Source organism: Candidatus Neomarinimicrobiota bacterium, from assembly GCA_021734025.1.
Lineage (GTDB): Bacteria > Fidelibacterota > JAANXI01 > JAANXI01 > JAANXI01 > JAANXI01.
Genome location: JAIPJS010000012.1, coordinates 23,943 through 43,459 on the forward strand (window position 1 = coordinate 23,943; position 19,517 = coordinate 43,459).

Below are 19,517 nucleotides of genomic sequence, written 5' to 3' on the forward strand. Positions count from 1 at the left end.
AAATTTACTGTGTACCGACTTGTCGCCGGAGTCGCTGAAGTCGTCGTTTCGCGTTTACATGTTCCCGGTTGGTTCGCGTAAACGTGTGGTAGCCGTCGCCCCGGGCCACGAAATAGAGATAATCCGTGTCCGCAGGATACAGCGCCGCTTTAATTGACTCGAATCCGGGATTATTAATAGGCCCCGGCGGAAGACCGGCATTGCGATAGGTATTATATGGGGACTCAATTTCCAGATCCCGTGACCAGAGACGGCGCGGGCCGTCTTCGATGATAAACTGAATTGTGGGATCGGCCTGGAGTCGCATCCCCTGGCGGAGCCGATTGTGATAGACACTGGAAATCTGCGCACGCTCCGAGTCGTACACAGCTTCGCCCTCAATAATGGAGGCCAGGGTTACGGCTTCCCACATGGTCCATCCGTATGCTTCCCGTGCGCGTTCGGCAAATGAATCCGGCACCACCGCTTGGTAGTGCTCCACCATTTTCCGGGCAACCGATTCCGCTGACTCGTTGAGAAAAAATTTGTACGTCTCCGGGAACAAAAACCCTTCCAGCGTCGGGCCGGGAATCCCCAGATCCGCTGCCAGTGCCGAATCCGCCACGACCGCGTTAAATTCTTCTGCTGTTAGCAGAATCTTCTTTTCCAGGATTCTGGCGATTTCACGCGACTGGAGCCCTTCAATAATCGTAACGTTCACAATTTCCGGCGTATTATGTGTAAGCGAATAGATAATGGACCGATAGCTTGCATTCTTCTCTACGCCAAACACGCCCGCCTGGAGATCCGTCTCCAGACCGCGCAGGCGGACGGCAAATTCAAAAGCATCCCGGCTCGGAATCACATCATTGGAATACAGTGAATCGCTGATACTGCTCAATGAACTTCCCGGCTGAATGTTGATTCGGACATCCTCTCCCGTCTGTGGCCCCCATGGCACTCGGTACAAGATGTCGAAAAACAGGAATACCGTCAATAATAGTATCCCGGCAGCTCCAAGGAACCAAGCCCGATGTTTAATTAAAATCTTTCCCATTTTCTTCCATTTTTGGTGCAGAAAAATACGTCCGACCACTCATCATGTCAACGCGTAATCAGGATAGAAAAACCTGTGTTAATTTTTACTGGAAATAACACCAGTTTTTACGGATCTTTTCAACGTTTCCTTAAAATAATATTGTACGAATCTAAATTAAAAATTCATACTCAGACTAGCACTTATTTGGTCGGTTACAAAATCGGAATCACGAAATGAATCATAGCGGAGTAATAGATATGTATCCCACAAGAATTGTGTTGAAACTTCGATATTTGCGTTGTGTCTGATTCTGGCTTCACCACGACCGCGCAGCCCATACTGGTAAAGATCATATCCAACCTCTGTGGCAATATCCTTCCAAACGGTGCGCTCTGCACTTACTGCAAAATTATCCGTTACAGAGAAGTCGTTGCTTCCGTGCGCGTACCGGGCCCGTACTCTGATACCTGAGCCGAACACATCCCTGGCGTAAACCATTCCGGAGGTTTGGAGTACCGGATTCCTGGCCGCCTGATGAGTCCGGTAATTTTGAGATACCTGCAGCCTGATGTCCCAGGGAAGCGTAAAGGAAAGTGAGCCGTTCAAGCCCTGCCGGGACTGATAGTTGTAGAGCGAGTCCGGGAGTAAACTCTGGGTCGCGAACAACCGGATACTCTTCCGGAATGAATATCGCACCGAGACACGCATCCAGGATATTCGGCTCCAGTTGATCCGGAGATACGAGCTGGAGGGCGTAACGAGTCCGATCTGGCTGCTGTAATCATTCCGATCCAGGCTAAAGTCGCCTACGTAACTCAGGCGTAATGCTCTTACCGGAGTGTACGACTGTCGCACGGTGAAATATTCCCGATCAACGTTCCCGTTGCGGTACTGTCCGACAAACGCGAGGATAGCGGAATACGCGCAGTCTCCGTACTTTTCGTTGCTCCATCCGGTATATGCTCCGGCCTTGAGAATCTCCGTATTCAATCCATTTGAGTAGTAGTCCGGCTGGAAGCCAGCCGTAATCCCGTAAGAAAATTGTCCCTGCTCCCGTCCGTAGAGCACCCCATCGATAGTCCCTATTCCACTAACTTTTCTGGGATAGACGCGACCGGCCTGCCACACAACCTCGCTCCCGGGACTGTCGTAAACAAAGCCCGCGGAGTACACTCTCAGCAGCGGACGATTCCCGTCACGGGATGACAGATCACGGGCCAGATCTTTCTGCGCCCGGCCGTAAAATTCAAACCGTAGAGGACTCCCGCCGATTTCTTCGCCTCGCCACCGGATAAGTGCCGCCGGTTGATGGAAGGTGCTGAGCGATCTGTTACTGTAAATGCCGTAATAACGCAGCGTCACGCTCCCGGAAGACCGCAGAAACGGTGGTGAATCTGCCTTGCGCACAGTCGCCGCTGTCTCCGGGGCCACGGATTCCAAATCGGATTCAGGTGATGCAACGGTATCACGCTCAGCAGGCGACGAACGGGCAACAGATTGGACTCCAGCAGGTTTCCGAATCTGCAAGCCGTCGCCCACAGCGAATGCTATCGATTGTTCCGCTATCTGCGCCGAGTGCGAACCAGAGGAGATCGCCGTTATGACGATTGTTCCGATTGTGGAATCATCTCTGAGCACATGCAATGAATCGCCCAATTCCAGGCCCGCATCCGTTCCCGGCTTTCCATAGATCCGGTCCGCACTGATATAAGTGATTTCTCCGGTGATTATCCGGGAACTGTCACTCTCCTGTGCACCGAGAACCGCGGCAATTCCGAGAAGAAGCAGCAATGTCGTGACCATATTTTTCATTGGGCTGACCGTAACATTTTAATCATCTTCTCTTCCATCCGGATGGCAGTTGTAGCAGGCGGTGCTTTCATACCGGTATCCGCTGGCTTCACCCCGGTGCTCACTGTCCATCTCCGACTGGCGGTGTGCATGGCAGATCCCGTTCAGACCGCAGGAAAACGCGCCAAAATCCCCGAGCTGTACATGGCACACCTCACAGTTATCCCAGGTGCCCCGATGTTCACCGCTGTAAATCGGAAAATACAGTTCATCATGATTCCCGAACCGCCAGGTGCCAGTGGTGTGACATAACCAGCAGTCCTGCGAAACGATATAATTTTGCTGAGTATGCCCGCGGTTGTAATCTGCCTGGTGACATTGATAACAATTCTGATCGGCAAACTCATAGATCAGATGACAGTCGAGGCAAGCCATGCGGCCGTGGTTTCCCCGTAAAAGCAGTCCAAACCGCGCATGGTCGGGATTCGCCGGACGCCAGCCGAGTGTATTGTGGCAATCCTGGCAGGTGGATTGGAATCCGAAGGTTTCGTGCGAAGGTTGAGTCGTTTGGGTGTAATCCTCTATGTGGCACTCTTCGCACCGGACAGGCGTCCCGGAATACGTTTGTCCCCGCACTGAAGAGTGACAACTGCCACAATACACCGCTAGATGGACGCCCGTCAGCGGGAACAATGTGCCGTCGTGTATTTCCCGTGAATCGATTTCAGTCCATGCCGATGGAGAATGGCATCGCGAACAATCGGTTCCCAGATTCGTCTGATGCACATCCTGATGGCAGTCCTCACACAAAATGCCCGGCACGGTGAACTCGTGGAACGTGTCCGTGGAATTGCCAGTGTGGCAATCCCGACAAGATACGGTGGCGTGAGAACGCCGGAGCGGAAATCCTGTCTCGGCATGATTAAACTTCATGGAATCATCCAGGGACGTCCACCTCTCAGGGGAGTGACACTCGGAACAAGACCGATCTATGGTAATTTGTGCAATACCGACGGTTGTTATCAAAATACTCCCTAGTATTACTCCAGTTATTGCCCTCATTAATCGGCTCGCGGAATTTTTCGTTTTGGAATAAATTTTCTGGGCGTATTCCGGATATCGTCATCCCCGTCGTCTTCAGTCCCGTTGGGATGACAGGAATAACATTCCCTTGAATCGTAGACAAACCCCGGCTCCTCATCGTGTTCATCTATCATCTCATTCTGGTCATGTTCATGACAAATGCCGTTCAGCCCGCACGAGAAGTTGGCGTAGTTGGATTCGTCTATGTGGCATTCGGCGGTGCAGGTCGTCCATTCGTTCCGGTGCTCCCCGGAATAGATCGGGAAATACTGTGAATCATGGTCAAACGTTGCTCCCGGCCACTGGGAAAACGAGCTGTGGCAGTCGGTACACGCGATGCTGAATCCGGCATCCGCATGATTGGGAGAAATCGTCGCATCGTAGTCATCCTGGTGACAGGTTGCACAGGTGACGCTTACCACCTGGTATCCCGACCATTCGGACGTGGCATGGCAGTCGTTACATCCCTGGGATGCGTGTGTTCCGGATAAGGCAAAGCCGGTTTCATCTGCGTGGCTCCAGTCAGCCGGCAGGAAACCAGCGGTGGAATGGCAGGATTCACAGAGATCGCTGAATCCGGAATCACTATGGGATGGATTGGAGGTTTGGTTATAGGTATCGGTATGGCAGGCAGTACACTCCGAATTCAACGGCGTTTGGAAATCGTTATTGATATGACATGCATTGCACTGCAGCGGCAGATGCTGGCCATCCAGTGGGAAGCCCGTGGCTGTGTGGTCGAACGAATCGTCGGATTCGCCGGTGGGATGGCAGGCGTAGCAGGCGTCGGACTGGTAGGTGTATCCGGAGACGCCCTCCTCCTGATGCTCCTGATTCAGTTCGGTTTCGTTATCGTGACACCCGCCGGTGATACACGTGAATACGGTTCGATCCTCCGGATCAGTGTGGCATGTCGAGCAGTTGTCCCAACGTCCCTGATGGGTGCCGGTGTAAATCGGAAAATATGCGATGTGATCAAATTCGGCACCTTCAAATGTTGAGGTGGTATGACACTCCAGGCAGTTGGTGCCGAATCCCTGTTCCGTGTGTATCGGCTCGTCCTCATAATCCTGCTGATGGCAGGTGTAACACGTGGTGCCCGGCGGCGGGGAATAATCGATCCATGTGCCGTCGTGACAATTGATGCATGCAAGGCTTGTATGCGCTCCGGTCAACGGAAAGTCGGTTTGGTCATGGTCAAATGTTGCGTCGCTCCAACTCGTTGTGTTGTGGCAGGTCTCGCAGCTCACCGGAATCGACTGCGCCGGATGGTCGAATTCGCTCCCGGTGGTCGATTCGTACTCCGTCTGATGACACGAATAGCACGTCGACTGAATCCCAAAGGTATTCCCGGCGTGGCAGGACAGGCACGTCTCACTTACATGGGAGCCGGTAAGCATAAAATCCGTCTCGGTATTGTGATCCCAGGTGGAAGGACTCCACGCCTCAGGCCCCGGGTGGCAATCTTCGCACTCGTCAAAGGTTTCGAAGGCCAGTTGGTGGTCGACGATATCTATATAGTCCGTCGGATCATGACATTCCGCACACCGCTCACCGATATCATAGTTGTTTCCGATATGGCAATCCAGGCAGGAAGCCGAGACGTGCTCTCCCTCCAGAAGATACTCGGTTTTGGCCAGATGATTCCACGTCACTACCGTCCACTGGGAAACCGAATGGCACTCCGTACAGTTGGTGCCAAACTCGGCATTCTGGTGGCTCACTTCGGCTAACGCATACTCCTCCTGGTGGCAGCTGATGCACTGGCGGCCGCTGGTGGAAAAGTCCCTCCCTCCGTGACAATCGGCACAGAGTACCTGTTCGTGGGTTCCGACCAGCGGGAATGCTGTCAGGTCGTGATCGAAATTTGATTGCCTCCAGGCGGTGGCATTGATATCGTGGCACATTTCACAATCGGTGGGAAAACCGTTAGCGGCGTGATCCGGGTCGACCGTCACCTGATAATCGGATTCATGGCATCCGTAGCAATCCAGCGGCACATTGGCGATAGACAGCGGATCGGACAGATCATGGCAACTCTGACAGTCCACCGCCTTGTGCGCGCCGATAAGCGGGAACCGGGTCCCGTCGTGATTGAATGAGGTGCGGGCCGCAATCCAGGTGGTCGGCCGGTGACAAGATTCGCAGTCCGCACCGAGCTGTCCTTCGTGAACGTCTATATGACAGCCCATGCACTCAGATTCCGCCGACTGAAAGTCGTGGAGTTCCTCATAGGATGAACCGGTGTGGCATTCCCGGCAGGAGACGGAGGCATGCCGACCCTCCAGCGGAAAAGCGGTTGTAGCGTGGGAGAACGTCCGGCTGCTGCTCAGGGGCGTCCATCCCGAGGCAGAGTGACATTCATTGCATTGGAGGCCGGATTCGGTGCTTCCCTCCTGCGCAGCGATCACCGCAGAATTGTACAGCCACAACCCGGAGAACGCGCTGATAGCCAGCGCCAAAATTACATATTTGAAAGCGTGTGGCAATCCTGGCATGATTTCCCTAACGGTTTGTATCTCACGAATGTTTTTCCGGCCGGCGATTCTTCGCTGGGATGACAGTCACCACAGGGGACGTCCCGGTGTTTGCCATCCAGGGCAAACCGGCTCATGGAGTTATGATCGAATTTTACGGCAGTCCACGCAGTGGGAGAATGGCACCGCTCACATTCTGCTACATTACCAGCGCCATCTGCAAATTGGCCGAAGTGGATATCCTCGTGGCAGTCATGGCATTGTGGTGATACACCTGTATATTGCACCGGACTTGCAGGATCGTCCGGATTCTCAGGCTTGTGGCACTCTGCGCACTCCACCTTCCGATGCCTGCCCCGCAACGGGAAATCCGTCGTTTCATGGGTAAAATTCAATTCGCTCCAAGCGGTCACCCGATGGCAAACGGTGCAGTCCTTCCCCTGCATCCGCTCCGCAAATTGTCCCTCGTGTTCGTCCCTGTGGCAGGAGGTGCACAACAGCGGTTCCCAGCGAAACTGCTCCGTTCCGGAGTCATCTACTTCATGACAGAAGATGCACGGTTGAGCAGCGTGTGCGCCTGTCAGCGGGAAATCCGTTTCCCGGTGATCGGCCGTGGTAAATTTTGCCGGGACAAATCCGTCGACGTTGTGGCACGGTTCACACCGATTTCCCTGCTTCCGGTCGGCGAATTGGCCGTCGTGATAATCCTCATGACAGTCGGTACAATTCTCATGGGCAAGCGGCTTTTTCGGCTGACCAGGCTGGTGGCACTTTTCACAGTCCACCGGTCGGTGTTCCCCCCGGAGCGGATAGGATGTCAGGTCGTGATTAAATTGTGACCGCGATCCGGTCTGCCAGCTGTCCGGTTTATGACACTTTGAACAGGTTGAGCCGAGCTGCCCATCATGGACATCTTCATGGCAGGCGCTGCATTCTTCGTGCTGCAGTCCGGTATACCGGACGGTCGGCTCCACGCCCGGCGTCAACGTCGCTTCTTTGTGGCACTCGATGCACTTCACAGTTGAGTGCTTACCGGAGAGGTGGAATTCGGCAATGTCGTGATCGAATTTTTCCGCCGGTACCCATTTTTCCTGGGTATGGCACGCGGTGCACTTGTCGCCGAGCTGCTTCTGATGGTAATCCTCGTGACATCCGAGACAAGTAGTCGGCAATCCCAGGTATGTTTGGGTCTGCGACCGATCAGCGTGTTCGGTCTCCCACTGCAGCACCGTACTGTCCGAAAGTAATGCTGCGGCATGGCATTCATCGCATTGGAGTTGGGTGTGGGCTCCTTCCAGCATAAATCCCGTTCGGGCGTGATCGAACTGGTCTTTCCCGTTTTCCCAGTAGATGAGAGCGAAATCCCGCCCGTTATGTTCAGGATGGCAATCGGCGCAAGTTCCGTCCACGCGGGCATGCAATCCCTTACTAGCCCGGACGCGCTCAGCTATCGGCGTGTGACACTCCAGACACTTTTCGTCTACTGCGCGCTCCCCTTCCCCGAGGACGTGGCAATACGTACAATTTTTGATGCCTTTGAGATGTTCATGGGGTGTGGCGAAGTCACCCGGCGAGAACTGCCCGTAACCTCTCCCCGGCAGATGCCATGTAAAAAGACACAGAAGTACAAAAAATCCTAAATATTTCAAATTGGCGCTAGCCTTCGATAATCGCAGCCCTCAAATACGCTCCATCCGGCTGTGTACTATTGAGGACATCTCCTACGGAAAGAATATTCAATCATATATGGTAATGGCCGTTTCCGGCTCTTGTTCGTTTCAGGCTTCGCCGAATTTAGTCTCCACCTCTATGCCGACGGTATTCAGGAATCCGGACGGCATGATCCCCCCAATGAAGATAAAAACAAAGTCGTTCCCGATGGACATTTCGTCCCCTTCGGCCTCGATATCGACCGAATCCGGGTGAATTTTTGTTACGTTCGAGTTCCAGATTACGTTTATTAATCCGTTCTCTGTTGCGTCGTTTATTCGTTCAAGATTCCGTCGCTTAATCCGGCTGAAGGCGTCCTTGCGATACGAGATCGTCACCTCGGTTCCCGGCTCATCCGCCAGCTGAAGCGCCGCTTCCACCGCGCTGTCTCCGCCGCCGACCACCAGACATTTTTTCCCGCGATACTGCTCCGGATCCTGGAGCTGGTACGTCACCTTGGATGTGTCCTCGCCCGGGACTCCCAGCTTGCGTGGCGTTCCGCGGCGTCCGATGGCTAAAATCACCTTTTTCCCGGTGAAGTTTCCCTGCTGGGTTATCACCCGGAAATGGCCGTTCTCCCGGCGGACATCCTCCACCTTTTGATTGGCCTGAACGGTCATATCCGTCCGATCGATGATATCGTACCACAATTCCAACAGTTCCTCCTTGCTGATCTCCCGAAAGTTTGTTTTCCCATAGATGGGCATCTCCATGGGCTGAGTCATCACAATCTTTTGTCTGGGATACGATAAGATAGTACCGCCGACGTCGTTCTGATCCAGAAGCGTATACGACAGCCCCATATCGATGGCCTGCGCAGTGGCCGCCAGTCCCGCCGGCCCGGCGCCCACGACCACGACGTCAGTGACACTATCATTGGAATACTGCTGTTTTTTCAAAGCGGGTGCCAGATATTCGATGACTTGCCGGCCCTGGGTGACGGCGTTCCGGATCAATCCCATGCCACCGAGCTCACCTACGATGTACACGCCGGGAACGTTGGTCTCGAAATTCTCCTTCAGATGGGGAATGTCCACGCCGCGGCGCTCCGTCCCAAAGACAAGAGAAATCGCCTCCACCGGACAGGCGCGGAAACACTCGCCATGACCTATGCAGTTGCTCGGCTCCACCAGTTCACCCCTGCCCCGGATGATACCGAGGATATCACCCTCAGGACACGCAGGCACACAAGCGGCTGTTCCGATACAGACATTCGGATCGATGAGCGGATGGAGCGAGACCGGTTCCATGCGTCCGGTTTCCCGGGACTCCCGGAACTTCTGCTCCGAGATCTTTTTCAAATTCCGGTTTCTGCGGAAATACCAAATCGGCGGGATTGCCGCAATGAGAATAATACCGAGGGTTATGAGCGTCTCAATCATATGCCGGTATGCTTGTCAGATGTGGATATAAAATTGTATAGTAAAATATCTATATGTCACATATTAAAAACCACCGAAAATTAAAATATCCACTGATATCCGAACAGGAGCACCACACCGATGTGGATAAACATAATCAATATCATTACGTAGGCAAACGGCTTGTGAAATACGTGCCAATGATGAAAGAACCGGTGGGTGACTTCCAGGATGGACAGGTTCCGGTTCAACGCCGCTCTCCGACGGGCGAGTTTCCTGAGTGATTTTCGCTTCTGGCTCCCTATATCTCCAACTTCCTTTAATTCAGCGAATATCGATCGGAGCTCAAACGGCCGCTTCAGATCCGCCCAAAACCCGCGAAGTATCGTCCGGAATTCAGAGTCACCGGTTTGCCTCACCGATCCGATTTCTGCGATTTTATTAAAGATGGAAGCCGGGACGTCGAACTCGGTGCGCAATTGTTCGGCGAGATGGCGGTTCTCCTCCTGCACCTGCTGCAGGTTCATCTCATGTCCGGAGATGGTACGCGGAATCCTGGAGTAGAGATACCGGCCCACGAAACCGCTCAGCATAACAATGACCATCGACCAGTAACTCACCGAAACGATGCCGCCGAACTTGAAGGTTGTGTGGAACGTCACCAAAACCGGCCCCATGACGCCGAGAAACATATGATACTTCAGCCAGGTGCTCAGCCGGCCAATCTTTGGGAACCACCGCACGCGTTTTCGCACAGAGTAGAGGAACAGAAGCAGCAGCATTGCACTTCCGGCGATGCCGTACCCGTGTCCGTATCGTCCGCTGGGACGTAAAACATCGTGGAGTTCCATGCGCGGCCGCAGGGTTAACTCTGCAGTGTAGTACGGTACACCGAAAAATATGATGTAGGCGGCAACCGAGAAGCCGGCGAGTATCAGCGTCCAGAGTATTATCCGATGCATCTTCACAATAGTCGACTCCTCTGTTTCATGTTTCGGGATTAAAACGGATTCACCAGCGCCAATCGGACAAAATAGTTAAATTCTGCGTTCTCTTCCCAGGCAGAAATTGTGTTGCCGAATCCATAACCGATATGCATAATAGGAATACCGCTCAAGTTTATGGCCGCGCGCATTTCGACGCCGGCAGTCGTGATATCGCTGGCTCCGGTACTTTTCCAAATTCGTCCATAATCCAGGTACGGTGCCAGCACAGATGAGCCCACAGAGATGTTAAAAAACTGTATCGGAAGCCGCGGGAGCACCGGTACCCGCATTTCAAGCGTCGTCATGAAAAGCTGGTTCCCACTCAAGATTTCCGAACTACCCCGGAGCGCATAATTCTCATCAGTATTGATAACCGTTCCGAGCATGGATCCGACGTATGCGTTGCCCATGGGATAGAGACTGAAATCATCATAAAATCCCAGCGAATCCTGGGCGGGATAATCGCCACTTAGCCGGGAAACAACCATTCTGCCGTACAGTGTTATCGGCCCAATTACATGCTGGTTCAGGAATGCGTCCATTGTGGTTTTGTTATAGCTGAAGTCTCCAAAGATGGCCTCGCTGGCAACATCCTGCCGGAGGGAGACGCCGACGCCTTCTCTGGGAAGTGTTGTATTTCGCCGATCCGGCGGGCGGTTCAGCCAGCGATATCGCAGAGAAAAAACGCCTTCCCGGCCGCTTTCCGCCGGAGGACGGAATCCCTCCGGATCTCCGGATAATTCCGCCTTGCGATCGTACAGTTGCGCCTGGGCCGCGACGGTATGATTGGAGTACAGGCTGTTGCCAAAATTCAGCGGGAATTCGACCATAACAAATCCGCCATCCCGGACCTCTGTTAGCCAGGTCTCATCGTATGGTCGTATCATAAATGACGAGTTTTTCATCCCGCCGAACGCAAGAAACGGGCGGAAGACCGCCATGGAATAGACGAAGTAGAGTCCGTTGATCAATTGCGACTCTCCGTACGGCGGATACCCGAATTCGCCGCCGAGTATTCCGAGATGTTTACCGAGAGCATCGTTCCAAACGGTAAATCCGGCCAGTCCGGTCGGCGTGGGTAATCCCAGCGATCCCAGATGACGCGGGTACTTCCAAAAGCGATAATCGGAAGTCTGCCAGGATTCCGGTACCGGGGCGGAATAATCGATTTCCGGAATCGTGGTGTCCGGCGATGACCTGCGCCAGTCCCGGTACCGATCCCGGATTGCGACCTCGGTATTGGTAACCTCCCGTTGAGGATTCACCAGAACGTAACGGGTACTGTCCACATCGCCGAGTGTTGCGGCAACGATTTTATTTGATCCGGGCAAAATCTGGCTGCTGAAAATTCCGCTGGTCACGTCTGTCATCTGTGTAATGCTGCTGTCTCCGGAGATTCCTACCCGGGACAGATTCGGCGTCGTATTCCGATAGGATGTAAATACAATGTGGTTGCCATCCGACGTCCAGACGGGCATCAGATCCTCTTCGGGATCATTTGTGATCTTCCGATAGCGATTTCCGGCGGTATCGGTGACGGCGATGTTCACGTCACCGGACTCATCCTGCAACATGAACGCAATCCATTCCCCGTCCGGGGAAACCGCCGGATAGTTTAGCTGGACGTCCCCGGTGAATTCCGTGATCTGACGCAGGTTACTCCCAGCGATATCTATGGCATACAAATTAGTCGTCTCTTCCGGATGAGCGATGAAGTAAACGGTTTCGCCATCTCTGGAAACCGCCGGATGGTTTGCGCGTATATTCGCTGTCAGCCAGACTGCGTCTCCGGATTCGGCGTGAATCCTGCGAATATCGTACACTAGCGAGCCGTGTGCGCCGCGATGGTATTCTCCGATGACTATGAACTTCCCCTGGGCTGTCCAGTCCGGCTTGCTCCCGAAGCGTCCGGCGTGAAGTTCGGTGACCTTCTTCGTGGAATCGGTGGTCACCGTGTACAGCGTCTGGTATTGCATACTTCCGTTTTTTCTTCCGACAATGGCAATCTTACCGCTGTCCGGGGAAAATGAGAGACTATTGACATGGCGGATTTTGGGAGCGGGCATCAATTCCCCCGTATCCTCAACCTTCTCTTTCTGTCCCCGGTACGAGTAATAATACGTATTCATGGCCCGGCGCCAGTCTTCATTGAACCTCTTGACGGAGATCCCGACTGCGCTTTTGAACGCTTCCTTGAAGTTAAAATAACCGAACGGCTCATGTCGCCATTGGGTGATCTTCGTAATGGTGCTGTCGCCGTAATTATCCGCCAGATAGAGTATCTTGGCGTACCCGTCGTCGTGGGAGTCCAGCTTCTGCATACTGTTTTTATAGGTGTGGACTTTCATCCGGGAATCGCTCCGGCCCACCCGCCACTGTTCGGTGTAAAACTCCGCCGTTCCCTCAAGGAACCACGACGGTACGTCGATGAAATTCCAGACGCCAAGCCAGGTTTCGAGGGCATTGAACATGGCAACATGTTGGAATTCGTGCGCCACCACCAGCCGCAGCCACTTTTCCGAACCACCGAACTGGCCCGCCACGTCGTTCTGGCTCACCCAGATGAAGATCTGGTCGGACGGCATGGCGTATCCGTTCATGATCTCGTCCTCGGCGGTAAGCGTTATGTGTGTCTTGCCGAAGTCGTCCAGATCGAGCTGTGGCATGATAACCTGATACGTCTGCTCGGCGATTTTGGCGGATTTCCCGGCGATCTTCCGCAATCCTGGGTGATAGTGGATATAGAAATGATCCGTTTCTAAAGTCGACCAGTTGAGCTCCGGATGGGTGCGTTCATTCCACGTCCAGAATCCCTGAGCTGTGACCAGAGCTGGTAAAAAGAGTCCGAGGATTATGCTGAGAAAAAAGTGTTTCATTGTAATATATATGATAATCCGGGTAAACCGATTTTCGAAATGGTAGCCCAACAATTTCTATAGAAGTGTGCGAGAAAACAATAGAGTATTGCGTATTGCGTACTGCGTATTGCGTATTTTCTCCTCCTGGGAATCAGTTATGCAATACGTAATACGCAATACTTAACTATAACACTTGAACACCCGAACACTGCCGTTTACTGTCGTCAACTCTCAAACGGCGTCAGCGCATCCACCAGCAGTGGAATCGATCGATCCATGCGATAGTCGATGCTGCTGTGATTGTCATTGAACTCCTCGTACAGGTGATTAATCTCCATCTGTTCCAGCTTGTTGTGGAGAATTCGGCTGCCGTACACCATATGATACTGATCCTCATCCCCACAATCGATAAATACCAAATCCAGATCTCGCAAATTATCGCCCAATTCGTCTACCAGGTGAATGGGATCGTGCTCCAGCCAGTGGGCCCAGCGCTCTTCATCGAATTCGCCTGTGTACAGATCCAGCGGCAACCTGATGTCGGCGGGATTCTCTTCGTTGGGATCGTACGTCGCCGCCATTGCGATGGCCATGAGGGCGTGAAAATCGTCACCGGAAACGCTTTCGGCGTTATGAAAGTACTCGATGAACTTCGGAATAGAGCGATCGTGTTTCGCCAAGGTATCCAGCACATTGGGAAAATCGGTCCGATAGCAAAAGTCAAAATACATATCACCGGAATGGCAGGCGAGGGCATTCCAAACATCAGCGTAGCGCATACCGTGGACGATGGCCGCATATCCGCCGGAAGATTTTCCAAAAAGCCCGCGGTGTTCCCTGCCGGCCAATACCGGCGTCCTCTCCTCCACAAACGGGATGACCTCCTGAATCAGGAAATCCGCCCACGGACCAACGCTGGCGCTGTTGATATACTGGTTTCCGCCCAGCTTTGTAAAGCAATCCGGAAACACGATAATGGCCGGTTTCGTATCGCCATTCGCCAGAAGCCGGTTCATCCGTTCCGGGACGTTTTCGCCAAAATTTTTATATGCCGTGTGCTTTGGCCCGCCGCTCGTATACCCAACCAAATCGTACAGCACCGGATATTTTTTATCTGAGTCCAGGTTTACTCCCGGCGGCAGGTAGACATCGATTCGACGTCGGGTTGGATCTCCCCAGGGATTACCCCGGAGCACCTGCGAATCCAGCCAAAAAGTATGAACGGTTCCCTGTGGCACGTCAGGTTTCAGCATCGGCATAGTGGAACTCCTTTGGTTCAATTCTAATTTTTATCAGATATCAAAATAGTGCTCAATCCAAAGCCACGCAACGGAGAATGGGGAAAACTTCGAATGATGAATACCCAACTGTCGAAGTTCTTCAAAATCCTGAGTGATAGGGGAACCGACGTTCGATTTTCAACCTCATCCGGTCAGACTCTCCAGTATCCGGCACTCGCGTAATTGTTCTGATAATGGCGGCGGATTAAATCCCAGCTGATGTGCGCGGTGACTTTGGAGCGAGACATCCCCGGGACGAGCCGCAACATGATCGGTGCTGCGCTGTGACACAGGCTCAATTAATTCTTCTGGAAAGCCGAAGACTTCAGCAAGTATACGGCCGAACTCGTACCGTGAAACCGATTCCGGGCCGGGCAGATGTACAACACCTGATGCCTTTCCGAGCAGTTGAAATATTCCCCGGGCCGCAGCCATACCACTGAGCATGGTGCGGTGTTCATCGGAAAAGAGTGTTAGACTCTTTCCTTTCTCCAGTTGATTCCGCATGTATTGATAAAAGTTCGAACTGGCCGGCCCTGGATCGCCGAACATGAGCGGAAGCCGGACGATTAATGCATCCGGATTTTGGCTCGCAATTGCTTGCTCTGCCTCTGCTTTGTGTTTCCCATAGATGTTTATTGGATTGGGCGCCGTATTTTCGGCATACGGCGGACTCTCGCCGTCGAAGACCAAATCCGTGGACGTAAAAACCAACGGGATAGAACTCTCCAGACACAATTCAGCAATTGCGATGGACGCGTCGATATTTATCCTCCTGGCTCCCTCCGGATCATTTTCGCATTCATTTGGGCTGGAAACTGCGGCAGCATGGATCACCGCCTCCGGCTGTACCTTTCTAAATAACTCGTTCAGCACTTCCGCACCAGTCAGATCAGTCTGGATTGTGTTCACACCGGGCACAGAGACATGATGCGTGTTATACACGCCATGGATTTCCCAGTCCTTTGGTTTCAGCCGCGTGATATTCCACCCCAGGAATCCGCTGATCCCGGTGATTAAAAGTCTCTTTGACATCGTTGGAACAATCCTTTCCGGATCTGGTGAACGCGGGCTTTGTTCCTGCATCGATTTTTTGTAATCTTACCGGTGATATGACCGGAATGTGAAATTGACGAAGGGCGCCGAATTAATCAATGAAATTTGAACCGAATACTATTGTAATTCACTACGGCGAGATTGCGCTGAAGGGCAAAAATCAGCCGGATTTCCTGAACAGACTGAAGTCTAATCTGCGCCATAAACTCCGCCAGCACGACCGGGACTGGAAAATTGTAAAAGCGCATAGTTACATGTATATCAAGGTGCCGAAAAATCAGATGGTACCGACTGAATTGCTCCACAGCTTGGAACAAGTCGCCGGAATTGCCTGGTTAGCTCCGGCGCGATTCTTTAGTGCCCGCAGCATCAAACTACTGACGGATAACCCGGAACTGGAACAGGTCACGGATGCTGTAGTGACTCTGGCATCGGAGACGTTTGTGCTGGATGCGGATTTTGCTGTGAGAGTGACCCGCGGCGAAAAGCGGTTTCCGATGAAGTCGCCGGAGATCGGCCGAGAGTTCGGCGCCTCTATCATTGGAGAGACGGACTGGGAATCCGTCGATTTGGATAACCCCGACCGAGCGTACTACATCGACATCTATGTGGAAGGCATTTTCGTCTACACCGATAAACGTCAGGGGATCGGCGGGCTGCCGTCCGGGATCACCGGGCGCGTCCTCACCCTCCTGTCCGGCGGCATCGATTCGCCGGCTGCGGCATTTCTCGCCGCCAAGCGCGGCTGCTCGGTCGACTTCATCCATTTTACAGCAAATCAGGTACAACAAAATCAGGCGGAAAATTACAAAGTCAGTAAATTAGCACGGGAACTCAGTCACTATACCCTTCGCTCAAAACTGTACCTGGTACCTTACACCCACTTCGAGTTCGAGATCATGGGCGATTCCATGGAATACGAACTCATGCTGTTCCGCCGGTTTATGATCCGTGTCGCGGAAGCACTGGCGAATCAAAATAAGATCCAGGCGCTGGTGACCGGCGACAATCTGGCGCAGGTTGCCTCGCAGACGCTGGAAAACATTGTATCGAATGCTCAGGCAGTTGATCTTCCGATTTTACAGCCGGTGCTGACGTACGATAAACACGAAATTGTCGCACTGGCAAAGGAGATCGGTACCTATCAGCTTTCTCTGGAGCCGTATAAGGATTGTTGCTCCATTCTTAGTAAGCACCCCAAAACCATCACAAATCACGACCAGTTGAGTCACCTGGAGCAGGATATTTTCAGCGATTACGCCGGATTAATCGAGCAGACGCTGGACGATGCGGTCGTGCTGGAATATGACTGCGGGAAATTAGTGGAAGAGTAACACCACGCATGTATCCGTTCCATCGTCCCTGACGGGATTTGCCTTACACATCATGGGGCGGTCCTACCAATAAATTGGTGGACTATTCCGCAGTCGCCTCTACGAGGCTTGCCACTCCTGTAAAATGGTGACGGAATTTTTAAGTCCCGGTAGGGACAATTGCTTTTAGCTCACCAGGTTACTGGTGGGAATCAAAGAGTTAAATAGAGATGGAAAGTCCCATCAGGGACGTCCGCTACGAATCACTAAAAACCAAAAAAGCCCCGACACATGTGCCGGGGCTTCTCCACTCTTCAGGAGGAGTGGTGTGGTGTTGTGGGTTTGGTTTACAGATCGTAGTACAGTTCGAATTCGTGCGGATGAGGCCGGAGGCGCATGGGAGTCACCTCATTATCGAACTTATACTTGATCCAGGTTTCCAGAACGTCTTCGGTGAACACGTCCCCTTTGAGCAGAAAGTCGTGATCGTCTTCCAGCGCCTGCAGGGCGTCCTCCAGCGAGGCCGGCGTCTGCGGTACGTTGGTCAGCTCTTCCGGCGCCATGTCATAGATATTTTTATCCAGCGGTTCGCCGGGATCAATCTTGTTGATGATTCCGTCCAGGCCGGCCATGAGCATGGCGGAGAAGGCCAGATACGGATTGGAGGAGGGATCGGGGCACCGGAACTCAACGCGTTTTGCCTTCGGCGAATTGGAGTACATGGGAATCCGCAGGGCTGCGCTTCTGTTTCTCTGGGAATAGGCAAGCCGCACCGGCGCCTCGAAGTGGGGAACCAGTCGTTTGTAGCTATTGGTCGTCGGGTTACTGAAAGCAATCAACGCCTGGGCATGTTTCAGGATCCCACCGATGTAATACAGCCCCTCTTCACTGAGTCCTGCGTAACCGGTACCGGCGAACAGGTTCTCACCTTTTTTCCAGAGACTCTGGTGTACGTGCATGCCGGACCCGTTATCCGCAAAGATGGGTTTCGGCATAAACGTCGCCGACTTGTTGTGCCGCTTCGCCGTATTCTTCACAATATATTTATACAGCATTAATTTATCGGCCGTATCCACCATATCGGAATAGGTCATGTCAATTTCGCACTGACCACCGGATGCTACTTCATGGTGCTGGGCTTCGATGTCGATACCGCACTGCTGCATAATCATCACCATTTCCGACCGGATATCCATCAGCGAATCGTGTGGCGCGACCGGGAAGTATCCCTCTTTGTAGCGCGGCTTATACCCGAGGTTCGGCTGTTCGTCCTTACCGGAATTCCAGCGCCCTTCCTCGGAATCCAGAAAATAGTATCCGGAATTCTCCGTCTGGTCGAACCGGACATCGTCGAACAGAAAGAACTCCGCTTCCGGACCAAAATACGCCGTATCGGCAATCTTGGTGGACTGCATATAATAGGTGGCTTTCTGTGCGATATGGCGCGGACATCTGGTATACCGCTCTTTGGTAATGGGATCATGAATATCACACACGAGACTCAGTGTTTTATATTCGGTAAATGGATCGATCATCGCCGTAGCCGGATCGGGAATCATCACCATGTCGGACTCGTTAATATTCTGCCAGCCGCGAATACTTGAGCCGTCAAACCCCATTCCCTCTTCAAACACTTCTTCGTCCATATGACTCACCGGAATTGTGATATGCTGCCACAAGCCCGGAAAATCCATAAATTTAAAATCCACAAATTCTACGTTATCATCCTTGAGCATCTGAAGGACTTTTGTCCGTTCACTCTTAGAGTCTGCCATGTTCATATTCTCCTTTTCGAAGAGTTTTTATTCATGATTTTCGATCTTTTTCACCATTTCCATTCATAGTCTCCAAATAAATTGAGGCCGTGGCGCCGGCCACTTCCTTATGATTCCACTATCCAACCTGTCTTATAATCTATGAATGAAAATAGCTGTCAATCATCGTCAGGAATATAGGATACTCAGAACAAAATGCAAAACATTTATTGTCGAATGTCTACTTTTTTGAAGTATTAATATGTATTTGAGCAGTATTGAGATGTTAAAGTGTATAACCTTTCATGATTCAAGGTTATACACTTTGATTCTACTCGAGGGGGATCTGACCCTTTTCCCGGAGAACATTCAGGACAATTGAGGTATTGGTCTCAAGGATTCCTTCATGCTCCTGGAGTCCCTTAATGACCCGGTTCATATCGTTGCGATCTTTATAGTGTCCAATAGCAAGTATGTCGTAATCACCTGTAATTTCGTAGATATCAGTGAGCTGCGGGAACTTATCCAACAGGGTCAGGACGTCCTGAAAGGTGTCACCACGGATTTTAAATCGGGTTATGGAAAGATAGGCATATCCAAGTTTTTCGTAATCGATGTCGGCGGAAATGCCCCGCAACACCCTTTCTTCTTCCAGCTGTTCAATACGTTTGCCAATCGTTGTCGCAGAAACACCGAGTTTCTCTGCAATTTCACGAACCGACTGCCGGCCGTCTTCCTGTAGCTGGGTGAGAATCTTCTGTGACAAATTCTTATAAGTCATATCGCCCTCTTTAGTTAAAAATATCCGTCAATTCGATAATCCTGAATAC

13 protein-coding genes are annotated in these 19,517 nt (G+C 52.2%); 1 reads left to right on the forward strand and 12 read right to left on the reverse strand.

The features are described 5' to 3' along the window. Positions 1–4: 4 nt before the first annotated feature. The 10 genes from mltG to K9N57_12625 form a co-directional block, all read right to left on the reverse strand. On the reverse strand, positions 5–1,036 hold the full coding sequence (mltG, locus tag K9N57_12580) for an endolytic transglycosylase MltG (protein MCF7805019.1): 1,032 nt from the start codon (positions 1,034–1,036) through the stop codon (positions 5–7). A 156-nt stretch (positions 1,037–1,192) separates the two neighbouring features. Continuing rightward, positions 1,193–2,830 (reverse strand): hypothetical protein, encoded by a 1,638-nt coding sequence (locus K9N57_12585; GenBank protein MCF7805020.1) that lies wholly within the window; start codon positions 2,828–2,830, stop codon positions 1,193–1,195. A gap of 18 nt (positions 2,831–2,848) precedes the next feature. Next, positions 2,849–3,742: a hypothetical protein gene (locus K9N57_12590; protein MCF7805021.1), complete on the reverse strand. Its 894-nt coding sequence runs from the start codon at positions 3,740–3,742 to the stop codon at positions 2,849–2,851. A gap of 128 nt (positions 3,743–3,870) precedes the next feature. Further along, positions 3,871–6,390: a hypothetical protein gene (locus K9N57_12595; GenBank protein ID MCF7805022.1), complete on the reverse strand. Its 2,520-nt coding sequence runs from the start codon at positions 6,388–6,390 to the stop codon at positions 3,871–3,873. Continuing rightward, positions 6,357–8,018 (reverse strand): hypothetical protein, encoded by a 1,662-nt coding sequence (locus K9N57_12600; protein MCF7805023.1) that lies wholly within the window; start codon positions 8,016–8,018, stop codon positions 6,357–6,359. Before K9N57_12600 ends, K9N57_12595 begins: the two co-directional genes overlap by 34 nt. 129 nt (positions 8,019–8,147) lie before the next feature. Continuing rightward, positions 8,148–9,461, reverse strand: coding sequence for an NAD(P)-binding domain-containing protein (locus K9N57_12605; GenBank protein ID MCF7805024.1), 1,314 nt, complete (start codon positions 9,459–9,461; stop codon positions 8,148–8,150). An 80-nt stretch (positions 9,462–9,541) separates the two neighbouring features. After that, positions 9,542–10,402 (reverse strand): hypothetical protein, encoded by an 861-nt coding sequence (locus tag K9N57_12610; GenBank protein MCF7805025.1) that lies wholly within the window; start codon positions 10,400–10,402, stop codon positions 9,542–9,544. 38 nt (positions 10,403–10,440) lie between these two features. Continuing rightward, positions 10,441–13,302 carry a BamA/TamA family outer membrane protein gene (locus K9N57_12615; GenBank protein ID MCF7805026.1) on the reverse strand — a complete coding sequence of 954 codons (2,862 nt, stop codon included), beginning with the start codon at positions 13,300–13,302 and terminating at the stop codon, positions 10,441–10,443. A 206-nt stretch (positions 13,303–13,508) separates the two neighbouring features. Continuing rightward, positions 13,509–14,537: an enterochelin esterase gene (locus K9N57_12620; GenBank protein ID MCF7805027.1), complete on the reverse strand. Its 1,029-nt coding sequence runs from the start codon at positions 14,535–14,537 to the stop codon at positions 13,509–13,511. 171 nt (positions 14,538–14,708) lie between these two features. Continuing rightward, positions 14,709–15,599, reverse strand: a complete 891-nt coding sequence (locus tag K9N57_12625) for an SDR family oxidoreductase (protein ID MCF7805028.1) — start codon at positions 15,597–15,599, stop codon at positions 14,709–14,711. 119 nt (positions 15,600–15,718) lie between these two features. Here K9N57_12625 and thiI point away from each other — a divergent pair, with 119 nt between their 5' ends. Then, positions 15,719–16,954, forward strand: a complete 1,236-nt coding sequence (gene thiI, locus K9N57_12630) for a tRNA 4-thiouridine(8) synthase ThiI (protein ID MCF7805029.1) — start codon at positions 15,719–15,721, stop codon at positions 16,952–16,954. A gap of 326 nt (positions 16,955–17,280) precedes the next feature. Here thiI and glnA read toward each other — a convergent pair whose 3' ends face one another. Next, entirely contained in the window at positions 17,281–18,708 is a 1,428-nt protein-coding gene (gene glnA, locus K9N57_12635) for a type I glutamate--ammonia ligase (protein MCF7805030.1), read from the reverse strand. A 310-nt stretch (positions 18,709–19,018) separates the two neighbouring features. Continuing rightward, positions 19,019–19,468 (reverse strand): Lrp/AsnC family transcriptional regulator, encoded by a 450-nt coding sequence (locus K9N57_12640; GenBank protein ID MCF7805031.1) that lies wholly within the window; start codon positions 19,466–19,468, stop codon positions 19,019–19,021. Positions 19,469–19,517: the final 49 nt, after the last annotated feature.

Bases quoted from the DNA above. Each gene is read 5' to 3' on its own strand.
- mltG (MCF7805019.1), bottom strand. From the start codon at position 1,036: ATGGGAAAGATTTTAATTAAACATCGGGCTTGGTTCCTTGGAGCTGCC.
- K9N57_12585 (MCF7805020.1), bottom strand. From the start codon at position 2,830: ATGAAAAATATGGTCACGACATTGCTGCTTCTTCTCGGAATTGCCGCG.
- K9N57_12590 (MCF7805021.1), bottom strand. From the start codon at position 3,742: ATGAAGTTTAATCATGCCGAGACAGGATTTCCGCTCCGGCGTTCTCAC.
- K9N57_12595 (MCF7805022.1), bottom strand. From the start codon at position 6,390: ATGCCAGGATTGCCACACGCTTTCAAATATGTAATTTTGGCGCTGGCT.
- K9N57_12605 (MCF7805024.1), bottom strand. From the start codon at position 9,461: ATGATTGAGACGCTCATAACCCTCGGTATTATTCTCATTGCGGCAATC.
- K9N57_12610 (MCF7805025.1), bottom strand. From the start codon at position 10,402: ATGCATCGGATAATACTCTGGACGCTGATACTCGCCGGCTTCTCGGTT.
- K9N57_12615 (MCF7805026.1), bottom strand. From the start codon at position 13,302: ATGAAACACTTTTTTCTCAGCATAATCCTCGGACTCTTTTTACCAGCT.
- K9N57_12620 (MCF7805027.1), bottom strand. From the start codon at position 14,537: ATGCTGAAACCTGACGTGCCACAGGGAACCGTTCATACTTTTTGGCTG.
- K9N57_12625 (MCF7805028.1), bottom strand. From the start codon at position 15,599: ATGTCAAAGAGACTTTTAATCACCGGGATCAGCGGATTCCTGGGGTGG.
- thiI (MCF7805029.1), top strand. From the start codon at position 15,719: ATGAAATTTGAACCGAATACTATTGTAATTCACTACGGCGAGATTGCG.
- glnA (MCF7805030.1), bottom strand. From the start codon at position 18,708: ATGGCAGACTCTAAGAGTGAACGGACAAAAGTCCTTCAGATGCTCAAG.
- K9N57_12640 (MCF7805031.1), bottom strand. From the start codon at position 19,468: ATGACTTATAAGAATTTGTCACAGAAGATTCTCACCCAGCTACAGGAA.